This window comes from Microbacterium sp. SCPM-O-B-15248 (M128) (genome assembly GCF_058214835.1).
Map to the genome: position 1 here is coordinate 30,962 of NZ_JBYQLI010000003.1, position 21,156 is coordinate 52,117.

Annotated in this window: 19 protein-coding genes and 1 tRNA gene; 14 read left to right on the plus strand and 6 right to left on the minus strand. The window is 70.4% G+C overall.

The annotated features are described in order from the left end of the window. The first annotated feature begins 317 nt into the window (after positions 1-317). The 13 genes from AC3E6M_RS05465 (at position 318) to AC3E6M_RS05525 (ending at position 13,773) form a co-directional block, all read left to right on the plus strand. Positions 318-1,325 carry a TadA family conjugal transfer-associated ATPase gene (locus AC3E6M_RS05465; RefSeq protein WP_490529283.1) on the plus strand — a complete coding sequence of 336 codons (1,008 nt, stop codon included), beginning with the start codon at positions 318-320 and terminating at the stop codon, positions 1,323-1,325. Next, entirely contained in the window at positions 1,322-2,209 is an 888-nt protein-coding gene (locus AC3E6M_RS05470; RefSeq protein WP_490529284.1) for a type II secretion system F family protein, read from the plus strand. Before AC3E6M_RS05465 ends, AC3E6M_RS05470 begins: the two co-directional genes overlap by 4 nt. A gap of 62 nt (positions 2,210-2,271) precedes the next feature. After that, complete coding sequence (locus AC3E6M_RS05475) at positions 2,272-2,511, plus strand: DUF4244 domain-containing protein (protein ID WP_394529718.1); 240 nt, start codon at positions 2,272-2,274, stop codon at positions 2,509-2,511. Beyond that, positions 2,508-2,840 carry a TadE family type IV pilus minor pilin gene (locus AC3E6M_RS05480; protein WP_171024394.1) on the plus strand — a complete coding sequence of 111 codons (333 nt, stop codon included), beginning with the start codon at positions 2,508-2,510 and terminating at the stop codon, positions 2,838-2,840. Before AC3E6M_RS05475 ends, AC3E6M_RS05480 begins: the two co-directional genes overlap by 4 nt. Next, entirely contained in the window at positions 2,840-5,938 is a 3,099-nt protein-coding gene (topA, locus tag AC3E6M_RS05485) for a type I DNA topoisomerase (RefSeq protein ID WP_490529285.1), read from the plus strand. Before AC3E6M_RS05480 ends, topA begins: the two co-directional genes overlap by 1 nt. After that, entirely contained in the window at positions 5,935-6,609 is a 675-nt protein-coding gene (tmk, locus tag AC3E6M_RS05490; protein ID WP_138177948.1) for a dTMP kinase, read from the plus strand. The genes topA and tmk overlap by 4 nt, the downstream gene beginning before the upstream one ends. 68 nt (positions 6,610-6,677) lie before the next feature. After that, complete coding sequence (locus AC3E6M_RS05495) at positions 6,678-7,853, plus strand: DNA polymerase III subunit delta' (RefSeq protein WP_490529286.1); 1,176 nt, start codon at positions 6,678-6,680, stop codon at positions 7,851-7,853. Then, complete coding sequence (locus AC3E6M_RS05500) at positions 7,850-9,394, plus strand: alpha/beta hydrolase (RefSeq protein WP_490529287.1); 1,545 nt, start codon at positions 7,850-7,852, stop codon at positions 9,392-9,394. The genes AC3E6M_RS05495 and AC3E6M_RS05500 overlap by 4 nt, the downstream gene beginning before the upstream one ends. Before the next feature lie 115 nt (positions 9,395-9,509). Continuing rightward, positions 9,510-10,175: a deoxyribose-phosphate aldolase gene (deoC, locus tag AC3E6M_RS05505; RefSeq protein ID WP_230009945.1), complete on the plus strand. Its 666-nt coding sequence runs from the start codon at positions 9,510-9,512 to the stop codon at positions 10,173-10,175. A 73-nt stretch (positions 10,176-10,248) separates the two neighbouring features. Next, a tRNA-Thr gene (locus tag AC3E6M_RS05510) sits at positions 10,249-10,324 on the plus strand. Between the two features lie 178 nt (positions 10,325-10,502). Continuing rightward, entirely contained in the window at positions 10,503-10,898 is a 396-nt protein-coding gene (locus AC3E6M_RS05515; protein ID WP_138176355.1) for a hypothetical protein, read from the plus strand. A 38-nt stretch (positions 10,899-10,936) separates the two neighbouring features. Beyond that, a complete protein-coding gene (locus tag AC3E6M_RS05520; protein WP_490529288.1) occupies positions 10,937-13,201 on the plus strand; it encodes an MMPL family transporter in 2,265 nt (754 codons plus the stop codon). Further along, complete coding sequence (locus AC3E6M_RS05525) at positions 13,198-13,773, plus strand: isochorismatase family protein (protein ID WP_138176353.1); 576 nt, start codon at positions 13,198-13,200, stop codon at positions 13,771-13,773. The genes AC3E6M_RS05520 and AC3E6M_RS05525 overlap by 4 nt, the downstream gene beginning before the upstream one ends. Here AC3E6M_RS05525 and AC3E6M_RS05530 read toward each other — a convergent pair. The 4 genes from AC3E6M_RS05530 to AC3E6M_RS05545 form a co-directional block, all read right to left on the minus strand. Then, the gene (locus AC3E6M_RS05530) at positions 13,757-14,872 is read right to left on the minus strand and encodes a sensor histidine kinase (protein WP_490529290.1); all 1,116 of its coding nucleotides are present in this window, start codon (positions 14,870-14,872) and stop codon (positions 13,757-13,759) included. The two genes, AC3E6M_RS05525 and AC3E6M_RS05530, sit on opposite strands and share 17 nt — an antisense overlap. Positions 14,873-14,988: 116 nt before the next feature. After that, positions 14,989-16,575, minus strand: coding sequence for a molybdopterin-dependent oxidoreductase (locus AC3E6M_RS05535; protein WP_490529291.1), 1,587 nt, complete (start codon positions 16,573-16,575; stop codon positions 14,989-14,991). A gap of 84 nt (positions 16,576-16,659) precedes the next feature. After that, a complete protein-coding gene (locus tag AC3E6M_RS05540; protein WP_138176349.1) occupies positions 16,660-17,547 on the minus strand; it encodes a helix-turn-helix domain-containing protein in 888 nt (295 codons plus the stop codon). Between the two features lie 102 nt (positions 17,548-17,649). Then, positions 17,650-18,297 carry a helix-turn-helix transcriptional regulator gene (locus tag AC3E6M_RS05545; RefSeq protein WP_490529292.1) on the minus strand — a complete coding sequence of 216 codons (648 nt, stop codon included), beginning with the start codon at positions 18,295-18,297 and terminating at the stop codon, positions 17,650-17,652. 18 nt (positions 18,298-18,315) lie between these two features. Between AC3E6M_RS05545 and AC3E6M_RS05550 the strand changes: the two genes are divergently transcribed. Further along, positions 18,316-18,942 (plus strand): helix-turn-helix domain-containing protein, encoded by a 627-nt coding sequence (locus AC3E6M_RS05550; protein WP_490529293.1) that lies wholly within the window; start codon positions 18,316-18,318, stop codon positions 18,940-18,942. 365 nt (positions 18,943-19,307) lie between these two features. On the opposite strand, the gene AC3E6M_RS05555 is transcribed toward AC3E6M_RS05550, so the two are convergent. Next, entirely contained in the window at positions 19,308-19,925 is a 618-nt protein-coding gene (locus tag AC3E6M_RS05555) for a hypothetical protein (RefSeq protein ID WP_138176343.1), read from the minus strand. Positions 19,926-20,027: 102 nt separating this feature from the next. Then, positions 20,028-21,005, minus strand: coding sequence for a MauE/DoxX family redox-associated membrane protein (locus tag AC3E6M_RS05560; RefSeq protein ID WP_490529629.1), 978 nt, complete (start codon positions 21,003-21,005; stop codon positions 20,028-20,030). Between the last annotated feature and the right edge of the window lie 151 nt (positions 21,006-21,156).

The following is a 21,156-nucleotide window of genomic DNA, read 5'->3' on the forward strand; positions in this document are numbered from 1 at the left end:
CCTGATATATCGCTCGCCTATCGAGCGGTTCGAGTTGGTGTGGCGTCTTTCGGGTCGTACGCTGGTTTCCGCTTGGACTTCGTTCCGGCAGCGCGTCGGGGGGAGCCCCCCAATTTTTCCCCGGCGCGTGGCGGCATCCCTCGCCCCCCATTGACGGGATGCCGCCTCTTCTTTTTCTCCGGCGGGCCGCCACGTCCGGACAGAGAGGCGATCGACGTCGATCGCTCCTTCTCCCCAGGGCCTCGATCTGCGGGACGGTCCACGGATTCGCGTTTCGGCGCCGCGCCGCAGTCGACGACTTTCGTACCGTCTTCGACGTGACCTCCTCCCGCCTGTTCTCGTTGCCGACATCCCCGACTCCGCGGCATGCGGTGCCCGCGGCGATTCCCTTCGCGTCGGCGGACCTCGCGCTCGCCTTCCTGCGCCCCTTTCTCGACGATCCCGACGTCACCGATCTGTTCGTCAACGGCGAGGACGGGCTCTTCGTCGACCGCGGCGAAGGCGCGGAACGTGTGGTGGGTTGGCGTGCCGGCGAGGGCGAGGTACGGCGCCTCGCCGTGCGGCTCATCGCGCTCGGCGGTCGCCACCTCGACGACGCCTCACCGTGCGTGGACGTGCGGCTGGAACGGGGGGTGCGGGTGCACGCAGCGCTCGCGCCGATCGCCGCACGCGGGACCGCCATCTCGATCCGCGTGCCGCGGTGGGACGCGCCCGACCTCGATGAGCTGCAGCGTGCGGGGATGTTCCCGGGCTCGATCCGCCGTCGACTGGACGAACTCGTCGACGCGCGGTCGAACCTGCTCCTCACGGGCGCGACCGGCTCGGGCAAGACAACCCTTCTCTCTGCGCTGCTCTCCCGTGTTCCTCTCTCGCAGCGCATCGTCACGATCGAAGAGGTGGCCGAGCTGCGTCCGCAGCACCCCCACCATGTCGCTCTCGAGGCGCGACAAGCCAATCTCGAGGGTGCCGGCGGAATCGATCTGGGGCGTCTCGTGCGCGAAGCCCTGCGCATGCGACCGGATCGGCTCGTGCTCGGGGAATGTCGGGGGCCCGAGATCCGCGAACTCCTCCTCGCGCTGAACACCGGCCACGACGGTGGGGCCGGAACCCTGCACGCGCGCGGGCTCGCCGAGGTTCCGGCCCGTCTGGAGGCGTTGGGGGCGCTGGCCGGGATGGACGCCACGACCCTTGCGCGCCAGGCGGTGAGCGCGCTCCACGCCATCGTGCACGTCGAGCGCATCCATGGCCGCCGCCAGGTCGCCGGGATCGGTCGCCCGATCCTGCGTGGCGACCGGCTCGCGATCGACGTGGAGCAGCTCCCATGAGGGCGCGACCCCGTTCCACCGCCGACGCCGAAGTGATCGAGACCTCCATGAGACTCGCCGTCCTCCTCTCGGCGGGGGTCACCGCCGGAGTCGCGTGGCGGCACGTCGCCCGGGACGGAGAGCCGCTGCTCACTCGAGCGGCGCTCGCGGCCGAGACGGGCGGTGACGTGGCCGTCGTTCTGCACGCGGGTGGGGCGACGTGGCCCGAGATCGCGGCGGTGTGGGCAGTCGCGGTGGAGGTGGGCGCACCGCTCGCCGACACACTCCGCTCCGCGGTCGCGGCCCTGCGGGATGCGACCGAGGTGAAGGCCGAAGTCCGTGTCGCCCTCGCCGAACCCGCCGCCACGGCCCGACTCCTGACCTGGCTTCCGCTCCTGGGGCTGCCGCTCGGATATGCCCTCGGCCTGGATCCCCTCCGCGTGCTGCGTGAGCCAGTGGGCGGATTCTGCGTGGTCGCGGGCCTCGTGCTCGTCGGCCTGTCGCACGCGTGGGCCGGGCGGCTCGCGCGCCGCGCCGCGCCACCCGAGGCGATCCCGGGATGGGATGCCGAGCTCCTCGCCGTCGCGTTGTCCTCCGGCGCGTCGATCGAACGCGCGCGTGCGATCGTGGCGGCGGGGAGCCGCGAGCGCGATGCCGGCTCGGAAGCCGCGATCGACGCGGTTCTCGGCCTCTCCGTCCGCGCGGGAGCCCCCGCCGTCGAACTGCTCCGCGGCGAGGCGTGGCTCGCGCGGCAGCGGGCCCGTACTCGAGGGCGCGAGAGCGCGGCGCGGCTGTCGACACGCCTTCTCGTGCCGCTCGGCGTGTGCACACTCCCTGCGTTCGTCCTCCTTGCCGTCGTTCCCGCCGTCCTCGGCATCGTCCGGACCACCACCGTGCCGTTCTGACCGGACGCGCCTTTCCCGACCCGTGCCCACCGCCCTCGCCCCCCACAGAGAAAGAGGTATCGATGTTCCCCCTCCCGCTCCGATCCAGCCGACCCCCTCTCCCGATCCCCGCGCTGCCGGCGCTGACTTCGCGTCGCGCGACGGCCCTGTTTCTCGACGATCGCGGCGCCGCCACCGCCGAGTACGCCATCGCGACGATGGCGGCTGTCGCCTTCGCCGGGCTCCTGGTGGTCATCATGCGCAGCGACGAGGTGCGCGGCATCCTGACCGACCTCGTCCGCCGCGCCCTCACGGTGCAGTGAAACGGGCCCTTCTCGACGACCGGGGAGCGGTCACGGCGGAGTTCGCCGTGGCCCTCCCGGCGATCGTCCTCGTGCTGGCCCTCGGTTGCGGGGCGCTCGCCGCGGGGGCGACGGCGGTGCGCTTGCAGCACGCCGCCGCCGAGTCGGCGCGCCTGTTCGGACGCGGCGATGACGACCGCGCCCGTGCGGTGGTCGAGGGTCTCGGCGCAGCGGTCGCCGTCGAACGAAGAGACCGCCTCGTGTGTGTCGTGGCCTCGGCCGCGGCTCCGGTCCCTCTCCCGCTCGCCCCGCTCACCGCACGCTCGTGCTCCCTCGATGGGGGCGGGTGATGCCGGGAACCGTGTCGGCGGTCGGGGTGGTCTCGGCCGTGGCGATCGTCGCCCTGGGGTTGGCCGCCGTCGCCGGGGCCGCAGCCCAGTCCCAGCGCTTGGCGGGGATCGCGGATGCCGCCGCCCTCGCCGCCGCCGACACCGTCAGCGGAGCCGTGCCCGGGGTGCCGTGCGAAGCGGCCGCGACGGTGGCGACCGCGGGCGGTGTCGAGCTGAACGAATGCGATGTGCGCGGCCTGGTCGCCACGGTGAGCGTCGGCACCGCGTACGGTGGAATTCCGTTCGCTGCACGCTCGCGGGCCGGACCACCCGATGTCTCGACCGCGTACGACCTCCCGGATCCCGACCAGGAAGGCGTGTGTATGGTGTGCAACGAAGAAAGGACCCCAGTGGCTAACGGCAAGAAGCTCGTCATCGTCGAGTCCCCGACGAAGATGAAGTCGATCCAGGGATACCTCGGCGACGGTTACGAAGTGCTCAGCTCGGTCGGGCACATCCGCGACCTCGCCTCCAAGAAGGAGATCCCCGCCGACAAGAAGGCGGCATACGGCAAGTACTCCATCGACGTCGAGAACGACTTCGACCCGTACTACGTCGTCAACGACCGCAAGACCAAGACGGTCGCCGAGCTCAAGCGAGCCCTGAAGTCCGCCGACGAAGTCCTACTCGCCACTGATGGTGACCGCGAAGGCGAAGCCATCGCGTGGCACCTGCGCGAAGTCCTCAAGCCCAAGGTGCCCGTGCGCCGCATGGTATTCCACGAGATCACCAAGGACGCCATCCAGGATGCCGTCAACCACACGCGCGACCTCGACGAGTCCCTCGTCGATGCCCAGGAGACCCGCCGCGTCCTCGACCGCCTCTACGGGTGGGACGTATCGCCCGTGCTCTGGCGAAAGGTCGGCTCCGGCCGCGAGGGCACCGCGCTCAGCGCCGGCCGCGTGCAGTCCGCCGCCACCCGTATGGTCGTCGAGCGCGAGCGCGAGCGCATGGCGTTCGTCTCGGCCTCGTACTGGGACGTCGAGGCCCGGGCATCCAAGTCCGGCTCCTCGTTCACCACGCGGCTCAACCGCCTCGACGGCGCCCCGCTCGCCCGCGGTGGCGACTACGACGACAACGGAAAGCTCAAGAAGGCCGTCGTCGTGCTCGACGAGGCCGAGGCTCGCGCGCTCGCCGCCGACATCGTCGCTGCGGCCAAGGCCACCGTCGCCAAGGTCGAGTCCAAGCCCGGCACCCGCAGCCCCCGCGCACCCTTCACCACCTCCACGCTCCAGCAGGAGGCCGGACGCAAGCTCTCGATGAGCGCCAAGCACGCCATGGGCGTCGCGCAGCGTCTCTACGAGAAGGGCTTCATCACCTATATGCGTACCGACTCCACCGCGCTCTCGACGCAGGCCGTCAAGGCCGCGCGCGAGCAGGCGGTGGCGCTCTACGGCGACAAGGCCGTGCCCGCCAACCCCCGCGTCTACAAGAGCAAGTCCAAGAATGCGCAAGAGGCGCACGAGGCCATCCGCCCCTCGGGTGAGCACTTCCGCACGCCCGCGTCGCTCGCCTCGTCGCTCGACCGCGACGAGCAGAAGCTCTACGACCTCATCTGGAAGCGCACCGTCGCCAGCCAGATGTCGGATGCCAAGTACGAGACGACGACCGTCACCCTCGCCGTCCAGGCGGGCGAGAAGCAGGCCGAGTTCACCGCGTCGGGCACCGTCTACACCTTCAAGGGCTTCCTCGAGGCGTACGAAGAAGGCAACGACGAGAAGCGTAACGACGACGACGCCGACCAGTCGCTCCCGGCCGTCGCCGTCGGCGACGAACTCGCCATCAGCGACGTCGAGCCCAAGGGCCACAGCACCTCGCCGAAGCCCCGCTACACCGAGGCGAGCCTGGTCAAGGCGCTCGAAGAGAAGGGCATCGGCCGCCCGTCGACCTTCGCCAGCATCATCGGCGTGATCCTCGACCGCGGCTACGTCACGAAGCGCGGTCAGGCCCTCGTGCCCAGCTGGCTCGCCTTCAGCGTCGTGCGTCTGCTCGAACAGCACTTCGCCGACCTCGTGGACTACGACTTCACCGCGGCTCTCGAAGACGACCTCGACGCCATCGCCCGCGGCGAGCAGCGCCGCACCGAGTGGCTCAAGGCCTTCTACTTCGGTTCCGACAAGCAGGTGGGTCTCCGCCACATCGTCGAGAACCTCGGCGAGATCGACGCGCGCGAGCTCAACTCGACTCGCATCACCGACACCGCCACGCTGCGCTTCGGAAAGTACGGCCCGTACCTCGAGGTCGCCGAGCCCGGCGCCGCTGAAGACGCCAAGCCGCGCATCGTCAACATCCCCGAAGACCTCGCCCCCGATGAGCTCACCCCCGAGAAGGCGCAAGAGCTGATCGAGGCGCCCGTCGCGGGTGACCGCGTGCTGGGGGAGAACCCCGAGAACGGCAAGCTCGTCGTCGTCAAGGACGGCCGCTTCGGCCCGTACGTGCAAGAGGTCGACGCCGAAGAGCCCGAAGACGTCGACCAGGCCACCGGCGAGGTCGTCGAGGCGCCCAAGAAGCGCGGCGCCAAGAAAGAGGCCGCGCCCAAGCCGCGCACCGCGTCGCTCTTCCACTCGATGTCGGTCGACACGATCGACCTCGACACCGCCCTGCAACTGCTCTCGCTGCCGCGCGTCGTCGGGACAGACCCCGAGTCCGGTGCCGAGATCACCGCGCAGAACGGCCGCTTCGGTCCGTACCTGAAGAAGGGCACCGACTCGCGGTCGCTCGACGCCGAGCAGCAGATCTTCGACATCACGCTCGAAGAGGCCCTCGCCAAGTACGCCGAGCCGAAGTACGGTGCCCGTCGCGCCTCGAGCGCGCTGAAGGAGTTCGACGCCGACCCCGTCAGCGGCAAGCCCCTCAAGCTCAAGGACGGCCGCTTCGGTCCGTACGTCACCGACGGCGAGACCAACGCCACTGTCCCGCGCGGCGAGGACGCGATGGCGATCACGTTCGAGCGGGCCGTCGAGCTCATCGCCGACAAGCGTGCGAAGGGTCCGGCACCCAAGCGCACCGCGGCGAAGAAGACGACGACGACGCGCAAGGCCCCGGCGAAGAAGTCGTGACGACCGAACCCTCCCGCCCGCCGCACGCCCCGCGGGCGGCGGCGGCCGGGGGACCGGGTCTGTTCCTGACGTTCGAAGGCGGCGACGGCGCGGGGAAGACGACCCAGGCCGTGCTCCTCGAGCAGTGGCTCCGCGACCAGGGGCGCGGCATCGTCCGCACGCGCGAACCCGGCGGAACCGACGTCGGAGTCCGCATCCGCGACATCGTGCTCCACCACCGCGGACACATCGCCCCGCGCGCCGAAGCCCTGCTCTACGCCGCCGACCGCGCCCACCACGTCGAAACCGTCGTGCAGCCCGCGATCGCCCGCGGCGACGTCGTCATCCAGGACCGCTACCTCGACTCGTCGGTGGCGTACCAGGGGGCCGGACGCGTCCTCGACGCCGACGACATCCGCGAACTGTCGCTGTGGGCCACGGGCGGACTGCTTCCCGACCTCACCGTGTTGCTCGACCTGGATCCCGCCGCCGCGCGCACCCGCCTGGACGCCGCCGACAAGCCGTTCGACCGTCTCGAAGCCGAGAAGGCCGAGTTCCACGAGCGCGTCCGCGCCGCGTTCCTCGCCCTCGCCGCGGCCGAACCCGAGCGTTTCCTCGTCCTGGATGCCACCGAGCCCGCGCCCGTCCTCGCCGAACGGGTGCGCGCGGCTGTGGCATCCCGTCTCTCCTGACAGCTCGCTCCTGGACGCCCAGCCGATCGACAGCGGCGGTGTCGGTGGCCCCGATTAGGGTGGAACCCATGCCGGCCGCCGTGGACTCGCCCTCTCGCACCGACGCCGCGCCCTTCCCGTGGGACGCCGTGTGGGGGCAGGCCGCCGCCGTCGAGACCCTCCGTGCCGCGGCGTCCGACCCGGCCGCCCTCGCGCACGCGTGGCTCATCACCGGTCCTCCCGGATCGGGGCGCTCGACGCTCGCGTACGCCTTCGCGGCAGCTCTCATCGCCGATCCCGGCGACGAGGCTGCGCAACGCCAGGTGCTGGCCCGCACCCACCCCGATCTCACCGCCCTGCGCACCGAGCAGGTCGTGATCCGCATCGACGAAGCGCGCCGGCTCGTCGAGCGCGCCTCCTTCGCGCCGTCGCTCGGCCGCCACCGCGTGATCGTCGTCGAAGATGCCGACCGCATGGCCGAGCGCACGTCCAACGTGCTGCTCAAGGCCCTCGAAGAGCCGCCCGAGCAGACGGTGTGGGTGCTGTGCGCCCCCAGCGACGCCGATCTGCTGCCCACGATCCGCTCGCGCGTGCGGGTCCTGCGTCTCCGCGAGCCCTCGGTCACCGACGTGGCCTCGCTCATCGTCGACCGCACCGGCGTCGCCGCCGACATCGCCGAAGAGTCCGCGCGCCACGCGCAGCGGCACATCGGCATGGCCCAGCGCCTGGCCACCGACGACGACGCCCGCGCCCGCCGCGCCGAGACGCTCTCCGCCGTCCTGGCGGTGCGCGGCATCAGCGACGCGGTCGACGTCGCCGGTCACATCGTGCGCCTCGCCACCGACGACGCCAAAGCCCTCACCGCCACCCGCGACGAAGAAGAGCGCCGCTCGCTGCTGCGCACCCTCGGCATCGCCGAAGGCGCGACCGTGCCCCCCAGCGTGCGCGGTCAGCTGAACGCGCTCGAGGACGACCAGAAGCGCCGCGCCACCCGCAGCCTCCGCGACGGCATCGACCGCGTCCTCACCGACCTGCAGTCACTGTTCCGCGACGTCGTCATGCTGCAGTACGAACGCGAGGGCGACCTCGTCAACGCCGAGAGGATCGACGACCTGCGCTCGCTCGCCGCCGAATGGACTCCGGCCCGCACCCTCGGGGTGCTCGACCGGATCACCGACACCCGCCGCAACCTCGAACAGAACGCCGCCCCGGTGCTGGCGCTCGAGAGTCTGCTCATCACCGTGGCGAACGGATCGGCGCCGTGAGCCTGCGTCGACGGCTCCTCACCGCGGTGGCCGGTGCGGCGGCGCTCGCCGTCGCCCTGTCCGGATGCCTCTACGCCCAGATCCCGCCCATGGCTCCCGGCGGTGGGGCCTCGCTCGCCCCCCAGACCGACGGCGTCCCCGCCGAGCTGCTGGCCTACTACGGGCAGACCCTCGACTGGGAGGAGTGCGGCACCGGGCTCGACTGCACCACCGTCACCGTTCCCCGCGACTACGCCGACCCGGGGGCGGGCGAACTCGCCCTCGCCGTCGTGCGGCACCGCGCGACCTCGGGCGAACCGATCGGGTCGCTGCTCACCAACCCGGGCGGTCCCGGCGCCGCGGGCGTCTCACTCATGAAGCAGGCGTTGTCGGTCCTCGTCGACGACAGACTCGCCCAGGCCTACGACGTCATCGGCTTCGACCCGCGCGGAGTCGGCGAGTCCACCGCCGTGACGTGTTACGACCCCCCGCAGCTCGACGCCTACCTGTACGATATCCCGCCGGGCGCCCGCGGGAGCGACGAACGACAGGCCGCGCTCGACAAGCGCGCCGCCGATTTCGCCCAGGCATGCCAGCAGCGCAGCGACGGCATCCTGCCCTTCATCACCACCGACAACGCCGCTCGCGACATGGACGTACTCAGGGCGGTGCTCGGTGACCCCAAGCTGAACTACCTCGGGTACTCCTACGGCACGTTCCTCGGGGCGACCTACGCGGGGCTGTTCCCCGAACGCGTCGGCCGCATGGTGCTCGACGGCGGGATCGACCCCAGCGTCTCGGGTACCGACACCTCGCTGCGGCAGGCGGTCGGGTTCGAACAGTCGCTCCGCGCGTTCATGGCCGACTGCCTCCGCACCGACGAATGTGCTTTCGCCGGCAGCGTCGACGACGCGATGTCCGACCTTGCGGCCATGCTGGCTCGCGTCGACGCGCGTCCCCTCACCGCCACCGACGGGCGGCGGCTCGGCGGCGACTCGCTCATGACGGCGATCACCGCCGCGCTGTACAGCGAAGACAGTTGGCCTTACTTGCGCTCGGCGCTCTCGGGTGTGCGTGACGGCAGCGCCGATGTCGCCTTCCAGCTCGCCGACTTCTACAACGGGCGCACGGGCGATCGTTACGACGGCAACACCATGGAGGCGTTCGTCGCCTACAACTGCATGGACTACCCCGACGCGGGGACGGATGCCGACGTCGCGGCGTTGCAGCAGAAACTCGACGCCGAAGCCCCCGTGGTCGCCCCCTACTGGGCCGGGGGAGGAGATCCCTGCGCCGCCTGGCCAGCTCCGCCCACCGGCACGCGCGAGCCGATCACCGCGCCCGGCTCCCCGCCGATCGTGGTGGTCGGAACGACCGGCGACCCCGCGACCCCGTACGACGGAGCGCAGAGCCTCGCGTCCCAGCTCGCACAGGGCGTCCTCGTCACCAACGTCGGCGAGGGACACCTCGGGTACAACAAGGGCAACGCGTGCGTCACGGATGCCGTGGACGCCTACCTCGTCGACGGCGTCGTCCCCGAGAACGGATTGCGCTGCGGCTGACCCTCTCCGCGCCGCGCCACGGTCGCCGCATCCGCTCGCGTCGCCCGACGACCCCCGAGCACTGCGGCGTCCCCGGAACGTAGGCTTGTCGTCGTCCCCGCCCGAAGGAGCACCCATGACCACCGCCGATCTGGCCCCCTACATCGACCACACGCTGCTCAAGCCCGAGGCCACTCGCGCCGACGTCGAGCGCACCATCGCCGACGCCGCCGAGCTGGGCACTTACAGCGTGTGCCTGTCGCCCTCGTTCCTCCCGGTCGAGGTGCCCGCGGGGCTCAAGATCGCCGTCGTGTGCGGATTCCCCAGCGGCAAGCATCACGCCGAGGTCAAGGCCGCCGAAGCAGCCCTGTCGGTCGCGCAGGGTGCCCACGAGATCGACATGGTCATCGACATCGGTGCCGCCGTCGAGGGCCGTTACGAAGTCGTCGAGGCCGAGATCCGCGCGGTGCGCACCGCGGTCCCTGCTCCGACCGTGCTCAAGGTCATCATCGAGTCGGCAGCACTCTCCGACGACGCGATCGTCGCCGTGTGCGAGGCCGCCGTCGCCGCCGGTGCCGACTTCGTCAAGACCTCCACCGGTTTCCACCCCGCCGGCGGGGCGAGCGTCCATGCCGTCGCGCTGATGAAGCGCACCGTCGGCGACCGCGCCGAGGTCAAGGCATCCGGCGGCATCCGCACCCGTGCCGCGGCCGAAGAGATGATCGCCGCGGGCGCGACCCGCCTGGGCCTGTCGTCCAGCCGCGACATCCTCGCTGACCGCTCCGCCACCGGGGACTACTGAGCGCCGGCCCCGATTCGTCAGGCGACCCGCCGAGCATGTAAGATCGTTGATCGTGCACGCGTCAGCGGAGCGCGCCGCCTTAGCTCAGACGGCAGAGCGATTCACTCGTAATGAATAGGTCAAGGGTTCGATTCCCTTAGGCGGCTCCAGCACAACGAAAGGCCCGGGTCCTCCCGGGCCTTTCGCGTTTCCCGCGGCACCGCGCCGTCGCGGCGCCACACTCGCCCGCAGTGATCGCGCCGGGTCCGCGCCCGCCCGCCCGGTAGGCTGGGGGACCACCCGTCGCGCCTCGGCGCGGAGATCACCGCCCCGCCCGCAGGAGCCCCCGTGTCGAACGTCGTCGATGTCGTCATCGAACTCTTCACGTGGGTGGGCCTCGGCGCGGGCACACTGCTCGCGATCGTGGCGCTGCTGCTCTACGTCGCCGACGGCACGTGGCTGCCCGTGCGCGCGGTCGTCGAAGACCTCGGGGATCATCGCGCCGTGCGGTGGTTCGACGAGGACGGGGGAGTCAACGAGGCTCCGCTCTCGCCCCACGACGACGAACGCGTCGGTACCGCTGACATGACCGACGTCTTCTATCGGCGGGGCTCGCTGCATCGCATGCGCCTCACGCGATCGTCGCCTCTCGTGCGCTTCGTCGCTCTGCTGGCGACCGGCGTGCTCGGTCTCGGGGTCGTGGCGTTCGCCGTGTCGATCGTGCTCTTGTTCGCGCGAGGCTGAGGTAGCGCAACCGGCATATTGCTAGATAATCTAGCGATATGCCCGATGAACCCGTGTCCCGCTCCACGATGCACTCTCGACGCGGCGCGACGCGCCCCTCGCCCCCGGTGTCGCGGTGGCTCCGCATCGGCATCCCGAGCCTGCTCGTGCTGATCTGGGTCGTGGGCGGGTCGATCGGCGGACCGTACTTCGGCAAGGTCGACCAGGTCGCCACCAACGACCAGTCGTCGTTCCTCCCGCAGTCGGCGGATGCTACCCGGGTGAGCGAACGGCTCCCCGACTTCGTCGGCGCCGACGCGATCCCCGCGATCGTGGTGGCCCAGGCGGCGGACGGATCCGCGCTCTCCGAGACGCAGCTCACCGGCCTGCAGGCACTCACCGCCGACATCGCCGCGCTCGACGGCATCCGCGGTGAGACGAGCCCGCCCGTGGTCTCGGACGACGGCCAGGCGGTGCAGATCTTCGTGCCGATCGACGCGTCCGGCGAGGTGCGCGAAGTCGTCGAGAAGGTGCGCGAGCTCGTCTCCGCCGATGCCCCCGCCGGTGTCGACGCCTGGGTCACGGGACCGGCAGGCTTCACCGCCGACCTGGTCAAGGGCTTCCTCGGCATCGACGGGCTTCTGCTCATCGTCGCGCTGGCGGCGGTGTTCGTCATCCTCATCGTCGTCTACCGCTCGCCGCTGCTGCCGATCCTCGTTCTGCTGACCTCGGTGTTCGCGCTGTGCGTCGCGCTGCTGACGGTGTGGTGGCTGGCCTACGCCCAGATCGTGGTGCTCAACGGCCAGGTGCAGGGCATCCTGTTCATCCTGGTCATCGGCGCCGCGACCGACTACGCCCTTCTCTACACCGCGCGTTTCCGCGAGGCGATCGGCGAGGGCCGTCGACGGTGGGATGCCACGGTCACGGCGTGGCGCGGAGCGGTGGAGCCGATCCTCGCCTCGGGCGGCACCGTGATCGCCGGGCTGCTTTGCCTGTTGCTGTCCGACCTGGCGAACAACCGCGCGCTGGGACCCATCGCCTCGATCGGCATCGCGTTCGCGGTTCTGTCGGCCCTCACCTTCTTGCCCGCGCTGCTCGCCCTGGTCGGGCGCGCGGCGTTCTGGCCGTTCTTCCCGAAGCCCGGCGCCGGTGCCCTGCCCGACGACCTCACGCAGCCGGTGAAGGGCCTGTGGCCGCGGCAGGCGCGACTCGTCGCCCGTCGCGCGCGGCCGGTCTGGATCGTGTGCACGGTCGTACTGCTCGCCGCGTGCGCGGGCCTCACGCAGCTCCGCGCCGACGGCGTCCCCTCCAGCGATCTCGTGCTCGGGGCCTCCGAGGCCCGCGACGGCCAGCAGGTACTCGCCGAGCACTTCCCCGGCGGTTCGGGGAGCCCGGTCTACGTGCTGGTCGATGAGGGGTCCGCGGCCGACGCCGTCGCGGTGCTCGACGCGGCATCCGGTATCGAGTCGGTCGCCGTGCTGGCCTCGGACGCACCCGGGGGCCAAGCGCCCGTCACCGCCGCCGACGGATCGCTGCAGACGGCCGCGTTCGGCCCGCCCGGAACGCCGGCCCCCGCACCGACCGTGTCGGACGGTCAGGTCATGCTCGCGGCCACACTCTCCGCGACCGCCGATTCCGCGGCGGCCGACGACGCCGTGCGTCAGCTCCGCACCGACCTCGCCGACCGGGTCGGTGCGGGGACGGCCCTGGTGGGCGGGGTCACGGCCACCGACATCGATTCGATCGACACCTCGATCCGCGACCGGACGCTCATCATCCCGATCGTGCTCGTCGTGATCCTGCTGATCCTGATGGCGCTCCTGCGATCGGTCGTGGCACCGCTTCTGCTCATCGGCACGGTGATCGTCTCGTTCGGTGCCGCGCTGGGCGTGAGCGCGCTCGTGTTCGACGGCGTCTTCGACTTCCCCGGCGCCGATCCGTCCGTGCCGCTCTACGGGTTCGTCTTCCTCGTCGCGCTCGGGGTCGACTACAACATCTTCCTCATGTCGCGCGTGCGCGAGGAGTCCCTCGCCCACGGCACGAGGTCGGGCATCCTGCGCGGACTCGTCGCGACCGGCGGCGTGATCACGTCGGCGGGGTTGGTCCTGGCGGCCACCTTCGCCGCGCTCGGCGTCATCCCGATCCTCTTCCTCGCCCAGATCGCGTTCATCGTCGCCTTCGGCGTGCTGCTGGACACCTTCGTGGTCCGCTCCCTCCTCGTGCCCGCGCTGGCGTACGACATCGGGCCGGCGATCTGGTGGCCGTCGAAGCTGTGGAGAAGGGATGCCGCCCGGCCCGCGGCCGCGCGTAGGCTCGACTCATGAGCCGGGCACTGTTCATCGTCGACGTTCAGAACGACTTCACCGAGCGCGGGGCGCTCGGTGTGGTCGGCGGCGACGAGGTCGCCGAGCGCATCTCGCGCTACCTCGATGCGCACGCCGACGACTACGCCGTGGTGGTCGCCTCGCGCGACTGGCACCACGGCGACGACGACAACGGCGGACATTTCTCGACCGACCCGGACTTCGTCGACACGTGGCCCGTCCACTGCGTGGGCGGCACGTACGGTGCCGACTACGACGAGGTCTTCGACACCCGGCGCGTCACGCATCACCTCAAGAAGGGGCAGGGAAAGCCCGCGTATTCGCTGTTCGAGGGTGTGACCGACGACGGCCTCACCGCCGACGACATCCTCGACGAACACGGCATCCGTGACATCGACGTGGTCGGCATCGCCACCGACTATTGCGTCCGGGCGTCGGCGCTCGACGCGCTCGGGTCTGGCCGCACGGTGCGCGTGCTCACCGACCTGGTCGCCGGGGTCCACCCGGACTCCAGCGCCGCGGCGCTCGTCGAGATCGAAGCGGCCGGAGCCCGTCTCACTCGGTCCAACTGACCTCGCCGTCGCCACGGGGGATCGTCAGCGTCACGGTCGTGCCGACGCCGAGTTCGCTGGAGATCCGCACGGTACCGCCGTGGTTCTGCACGATCTGGCGGACACTGGCCAGTCCGATGCCGCTGCCGCCGTCCCTCGGGTCGGCGAGACGCCCGCGCTTGCCCTCGTCGAGCACCGCCCCCAGGTCGTCCGGATGGATGCCGCGCCCCCGGTCGCTCACCGACACGGTCGCGCCCTCGTCGGTCTCGTACACCTGGATGCGGATGACATCGTCGGAGTACTTCGCCGCGTTCTCGAGAACGTTCGCCACTGCACGACGGAGTCCGAGCACGTCGCCCACCACGGGTACGGCATCCATCCGTCCGTAGACGGCGCGATCCGGGGCATCGCCCGGGAGGACGAGCGCGACCGCACCGCGGACGACGAGGTCGAGCGTCACGCCTCGGCGGCCGCGCTCGACCGGGGAGTTCGACTCGGTCAGGAGCGCTTGCGCCATGGCGACCAGGTGATCGCCGGCCTCTTCGGCCAGCCGGATGAGGCGGTGATCGGCGGGGAGCTCGTCGGCGAGCAGATCGATGTATCCGCGCAGCGCGGTCACCGGCGAGAGCAGGTCGTGCGCGAACGTGCGCTGCAGTGCGGCCTGCTCGTCGGCGGCCTGCTTCTCGCTCGTGAGGTCGCGCACGATCTTGACGAAACCGAGTACTTGACCGGAGTCGCTGCGGATGGCTGAGATCGTCACGCGGGCCCAGAACTCGCCGCCGTCCTTGCGGACGCGCCACCCCGTGTCCTCGACGTGCCCGTCGCGTTGGGCAGCGGCGAGCAGCTGATCGGGCAGTCCGCGGCGCTGGTCCTCCGCGCGATAGAACCGGGAGAAGTGCTGACCCACGATCTCGTCCTCGGTGTAGCCCTTGATGAGCTCGGCACCGAGGTTCCACCCGCGCACGACGCCGCCCCCGTCGAGCTTCACGATCGCGAACTGATCGACCTGCCCATCCCAATCCGGCGGCAGGACGCGGCGCATGCTCGCGATCGGTCGGGCGTGGTCGGCAAGGGACTCATCGGCTGTCGGCGACGACGTGTCGTCCCGGACGACGCTCATTCGGGCGTGCCGGTGCGCATCGGGATGCTTGCTGAAGGCATGAGTCGATCATGTCTGCTCCCAGTTGCCGGAAACAGAGCTTGACAGAGGGCGTTCACCGCGCACATGCCCGCTCCTCAACGGACGGTTACGAGAGTGCGCTGCCAGCCACTGCTGCCGTTCGGGGCGATCGCTGCCTGCTCCTGGATCTGCACGTTGCCCTGCTTGTCGACGGCACGGACCGTGATGTAGTGCGAGCCCGGCTGCGCGTCCCAGTCCACCATCCACTGCACCCACGACTGGTCGTTGATCGGCGTCGACAGCGTCGCCGACTGCCAGTCGCCGTCGTCGATGCTCACTTCGACGCGCTCGATCCCCACGGGCTGAGCCCACGCCATTCCCGCGATCGGGACGCGGCCCGCCGAGACGGGCGTACCGATCTTGGGAGTGTCCACGCGCGAGGACATCTTGATCGGCGCCTCGGCCGAGTAGCCGCGCGGGGTCCAGTACGCCTCGTCCTGATCGAAACGCGTAACGGTCAACTTCGTGACCCATTTGGTCGCCGAGACGTAGCCGTACAGCCCCGGGACGACCATGCGCACCGGGAAGCCGTGCTCGAATGGCAGCGGTTCCCCGTTCATGGCCACCGCGAAGATGGCATCCAGTCCGTCGTCGGTGAGCGCCGAGAGGGGAGTGGATGCCGTGTACCCGTCGACGCTCTCGGACAGCACCATGTCGGCATCGGCCTGCGGAGCGGCCATGCGCAGCACGTCGCGGATGGGGATGCCGGTCCAGATGGCGTTGCCGACGAGACCGCCGCCCACCTCGTTCGAGACGCAGGTGAGGGTGACGCCGTACTCGTCGAGACCCATGTTGACGAGGTCGTCGAACGACAGCTCGATCGGCTGGTCGACCATGCCGTCGATGCTCAGCCGCCACGTCGAGGGGTCGACGTTGGGGACGGTGAGGGCGGTGTCGACGCGGTAGAAGTCGGCGTTGGGCGTGATGATCGGAGCGAGGCCGGGCACCTCGAGCGAGGCACCGTCGGGAATGGTGACGGTGGTCCGCGCGGTGGGGAGGCGCAGAGCATCTCGGGCAGCGGCGACCGAGGCGGTCGCGGCATTGACGACGCGTGCGCCGACGCCGACGACGACCGCGGTGGCGGCGGCGATGCCGGACACGAGGAAGAACCCACGCCGGTTCACGCCCGCCGCGGTGGTCTCGTCGGCGGCAGCGGCGGCCACCCAACGGCGCAGACGGCGGGCCAGGGTCAGGAGCAGGACGACGCCCGCGACGGTGCCGAGCACCGGGGGGAGCCAGGCGAGCGCGCCGGCTCCGGCGCGGGTCACGATCGCCGCGGTGGCCAGGACCCCGCCGATGCCGAGGATGACCGCACCGACGAAGCGGAACCGGTACTCCAGCACGCCGGCGATCGCGGCCGCGACCGCGGCTCCGAGGCCGACGCCGACGAGGAGGGCGATCTTGTCCGATTCGCCGAAGACGGTGATCGCGAGTTCCTTGAGCGGTCGCGGCACGATGTCGACGATGACGGATCCGACCGCGAGCACCGGACTCGCCGACCGCGCGACGAGGACCGCGAACAGCTCGGCGACCGCCAGCAGGGCCGCGGCCGACACCAGGCCGGCCAGGGATGCCCAGAGCCAGCCGTGCGGGCGACGCACGGTGGAGGACTCGTCGGTGCGGGTCTCGGTGTCGGTGGTCATGGCATCCCTCTCGTCATCGACGACGCACGTGGTACGCCCTCGGAGGATATTCGGAGCGAGTGGGCGAACGGATCCCGTCGCGCGTCAGTCGGTGCCGGGCGAGAGTGGTTCGTCATCCTCACCGGTCGACGCGGCGAGCTCCTTCAGCGCACGTCGCATGCTGGCGGTACTGCCGAATCCGGAGTTGCGCGCGACGAGGGGAGCGCTGTGTCCCGCGGTGGAACCGGCGGTGAGCAACGCGTGCGCGGTGCGGCCGCGCGCCGCCCGCAGTTCGCGGGCCACCGAGGTCCCCTGTGCGGCGAACGCACGTTGCAGGGTTCTCAGCGGCACGCCGAGGGCATCGGCGATCGTGGTGGGGGTGGTCGCGGGGGAGGTGTGAGCGGCGGCGATCAGCGTGCGCGCGCGACCGGCCACCGACACCCCCGCGCCTTCCGACGTCTGTGTGTCGTGCGGCAACTGGATCAATCCCCGCGACATGAGGTGGAGGAAGTCGATGACTCTCGCATCCAGAGCGCCGCTGCCGGCATCGACGAGGTCGAACGCTTGGATGAGAGCGCTGTTGAGCGGAGCGGCGAGCATTCGGTTCACTGGAATCCGGGTGAGGACCGGGCCGACATCGGGGATGAGGCCCATGCCGCGGATGACCGTCGACTGGGAGACCGCCAGCACGAGGTCGGTGGGGATTTCAGCGGAGATCACGACGTCGGGATCACGGACGATGACGAGCTCTTTGGGGTCGATCGTGACGTGCTCGCCTCGGGCCCGGATCTCCATCCGATGCGCGAGCGAGCCGAGGAGGAACACGTCGCCCAGGCGCGGTTCGAGGTGGGTGACCGACGCGGACTGTACTGACCTCAACCGGTAGACCTCGGTGTGACGGATCGTCAGGTGGCTCGGGTGTGGGGCACCGCCATCCAGTCGGCGGATGGCGATGTCGTCCGTGTAGAAGGTCTGTTTCGCTCGATCCAGCATGTCGTCACCTGCTTCGACAGTACGTGACCGGACATTCTTGGCTTGCAAAGCACTTCCCGTTTCCTTGGGTGCTGTAGCGGATGGATGGGTATGGACCGCTCGTCAGCACTCCAACCACCCGACGTCGATCAATGCGTCCCGCAGCGCCCGCCTGTTCCCGGTGTAGCGGCCTTCGAGTTTCCGTCGCACGTTGCCGAGGTGGACGTTGATCGTGTGGACGCTGATCCCGAGTTTTCGGGCGGCGCGGGCGGTGTCGAGGGGCTCCTCCGCGCACAGCAGGCGGATGACGTCGCGCTCTCGCGGTGTCAGCCCGTGCCTGTCCGTGGGGGCGGGGAGACGCCAATGGGAGAGAGCGGATGACGACGCGTGTCGCGAGGAGGGTGCCGTCGACAGGCCGCGCCGGATGAGGTCGACCAACCCGCGCACGTCCTCGCGAGCGTCGAACACGGACCAGACGCCGAAGCGCTCCGCCGTGTCGAGGATCTCGCCGGCACGGGAAGTCCCGTCGTAGCTCAGGATGACGCGAGAGCGGCCGGCCGTGAGCGAACGCAAGACGCGAGGCAGCGTGCTCGGCTCCTCCACCGCGGACAGCAGCACGGTCACGCGAGCCGAGCGGAGCTCTTCGGGCGGGCCGGTGACGACCGTGCGCCGCAGGCTGGCGGACAGGTACTCCGCCATGAGCGAACCCGCCATGCGGCTCGAGGTGGCTGCCCACACGGTCGCGTCGGGGGAACGGTCGAGGCGTGACATCGCTGTTACGCTCGCGCCGTGGTGTCTGCAGAAGTGGGAGAAGCACCGAGCGTCGACGTGATCGACGATCTCCTCGCGCTGGGACCCGCTCTGCGAGCGGCGGTCGCTTTCGGACGTGCGTCGATCGAACTGCGTGAGATCGCGCCGTCCTGGGCGGAGTATGCCGCGCGCATCGATTCGGTGGCGCACGTGGTCGCCGTCCGTGCCGAACTCGTCGACCACGTCCCGACGGTCTTGAAGGTGCGCGCGCTACGGGCTGCCGGTGCTCGCCCGGTCGTCGTCGCGGACGACCCGGCACCGGTCCACCGTGCGCGTCTGATCGACACGGGGGCCGCCGCCGTTCTCACCCGCTCCGATGACCTCGACGATCTGCTGGCGGTGGTCGCAGGGGTCCGCGCCGACGACGCCGGACGGCTCGCCGGACCGCCGGGGCTGCGCGACGTCCACCTCTCGGACCGACAGCTGCAGGTTGCCTGTCTGTTCGCGGGACACGGCGCGCCGTCGTCGGAGTGGATCGCCCGGTCGCTCGGCGTGCCGGTGACGTCGGTCCGGACGAACTTGCAGCGCGCGCGCCGTGCGCTCGGCGCCGCCAACCGGGACGAGTTGCGGGCGCGGCTCATCGATGACGGGTGGATGGCCGCCTGACCGCGATGCGTGCGGGTACGCACGGTCACCCGATGGTGGCCGGTGCCAGCACGCCGTGTCGGCAGTCCGCGGCGGACGCCCGTTCAATCGGGAGCTCGCCGCCCCGCCCATTCATCGCATTGTGTCGCTTCTGCGTCCGCGTCGTGCATTCCCGTGTCGTCAGATTCATCATCGCCCCCGGAACGTGAAATAGACGGCGAATGCCCCTGCTCCGTGACTCTTCGAGTCGGCGCGAGGGGCATTCGCCGGTGTCGAGAATCTTCGCGCCCGTGCGTCTCCGATGTTCGTTTTGGCACAACCTGCGCCTCTTTGTGGCGCGAATTGGATGACGCGAAGTACCGCCTGTGCCCGCTGGGCCCCCGGACTCAGGCCGCGGTAGCGGTCCCCGTGAAGTTGATCGTTCCGGCACCACCCAGGAACGACGGCGTGACGACGCCGACACCCCAGACGCTGAAGTTGTACGTCAGCGTCACCGGGCACGTGATCTCGATCAGCGACGGAAGTCCGATGAGGACGACGTTGGCCTTCACGGTGAGGGACGTCGGGCGCACCGGGTTGCTGTTGAGCACGTAGGTGCCGCTCCCGAAGTTGATGTTGTTGAACAACAGGGTCCCCGGAAGCGCGCCGAGCTGCCCGAACGTGCCGACGCCGGCGGTGAGTCCCGTCGCGGTGTGGGTGCTGTTGTCGCTCATCGTCAGGGTCGCTTCGGTCGGGAGCACCGTGTACAGCGGCCGGAACAGCGTGACGTCACAGCCGCGGGAGTCCAATCCGAGAGCGCCGACGAAGGCCAGCGAGCCCTTGTTCCCGACGACCACGGCCTGCGTCGTGATGCCGCCGAGCACACCCGCGGTGAGACACGGGGGGCATGTCGGTCCGGACGCGGAAGCCATCGGTGAGGCCACCGCCATCGCAAGGACCGGTGCCGACCACGCGGCGCCCTTCAGTACTGTGCGGCGGTCGAGGCCGGACGATTCGTTCACCATGTTGTCCCCCAGGGATGCGTCTCCAGCGGCCGAGGTCGGCCGGTAACGAGACGCTAGGGAGACGGGGGATCGGGTGGGGGGAATGTCTACACGATGATTAGTTCATAGGTCGACATCGCCGAGACCGCGAGGCCGGAGTGCGGCGACGGCCTCTTCGATGGCCTGGACGAGCTCGAAGATCGCTTCGCTCCCGCGCACGGGGTCGGCCGGGATCGTGCCGTCGGCGGCGAGCAGAAGGGCCGACGGTGTGGACGCCATCGCCAAGACCCGCGCGGCTTCTCCGCCGTCGTCCCACAGCCGTCCCGGACCGAGGGGAGCGCCGGCCGCGGGGGTACGCTCGAGCAGACGCACGCGCACGCGCTCGCCGATGAGTGCCCCGTCGGAGAAGGCCTCGATGACCGTCGCGCACGGGCTGCACCCGGACTTGATGTGGATCAACAGCACGGCGCTCTCCGCCGTGAGCGCGAGAAGCGGCACGCGCGAGCCGGAGCCGTCCCGCACGGTCACGTCCGGGACGACGAGCGGCCGGTCCTCGTAGGTGTCGACATCGCGCGGTCGCGGAGGACCCATCGTGATCACGACCGTCACGGCGGCCGACGTCACCACCGCGAGCGCGACGGCGAACAGCACATCCGGACGGGTGCGCAGCGCCTCCGCGACCGGGGATGCTGTGAGTGGTTCGGAAACCACCATGAGCACCGTGAGAACCGTGAGGACGACGTTGCGGAGCACGGTTCGGCCGCTGATCCGCTGGGTGGAGCCGAAGCAGTTGCACGCGACATCCTCGCCGGATCGCACGACACGGACGACGAGGAGCGTCAGCACGACCATAAGGACGAGGGCGGCCACCGCCACCGCCCACCACAGGGGCGCGGGAAGCGCGAGCAGGGCAGCCCCGAGGACGATCTCGGCGACCGGATAGGACCGGGCGATCCACTCGCGCTGAAGGAACGACGGCAGACGGAGGGCCGAGAGCGTCGCCCGGGTGCCGTCCGTCTCGCGAAGCTTCAGGATTCCGCTGACGAGGAACGAGGCGCCCACGATGATCGTCGCCACGAGTTGCACGGTGGTCCATGTCATCACGCCTGGGAGTTTAGGCCGGGTACCGCCCGGCCCTGTGCCACCGCTGGGGATGCCGGTGGGGCGGGGACGACGTCAGCAGTCCGGCCGGACGCTCATGAAGTCCTCCGCGGGGCTCTGCGATCCCAGCGCCGAGCGGATCCTCCTCTTC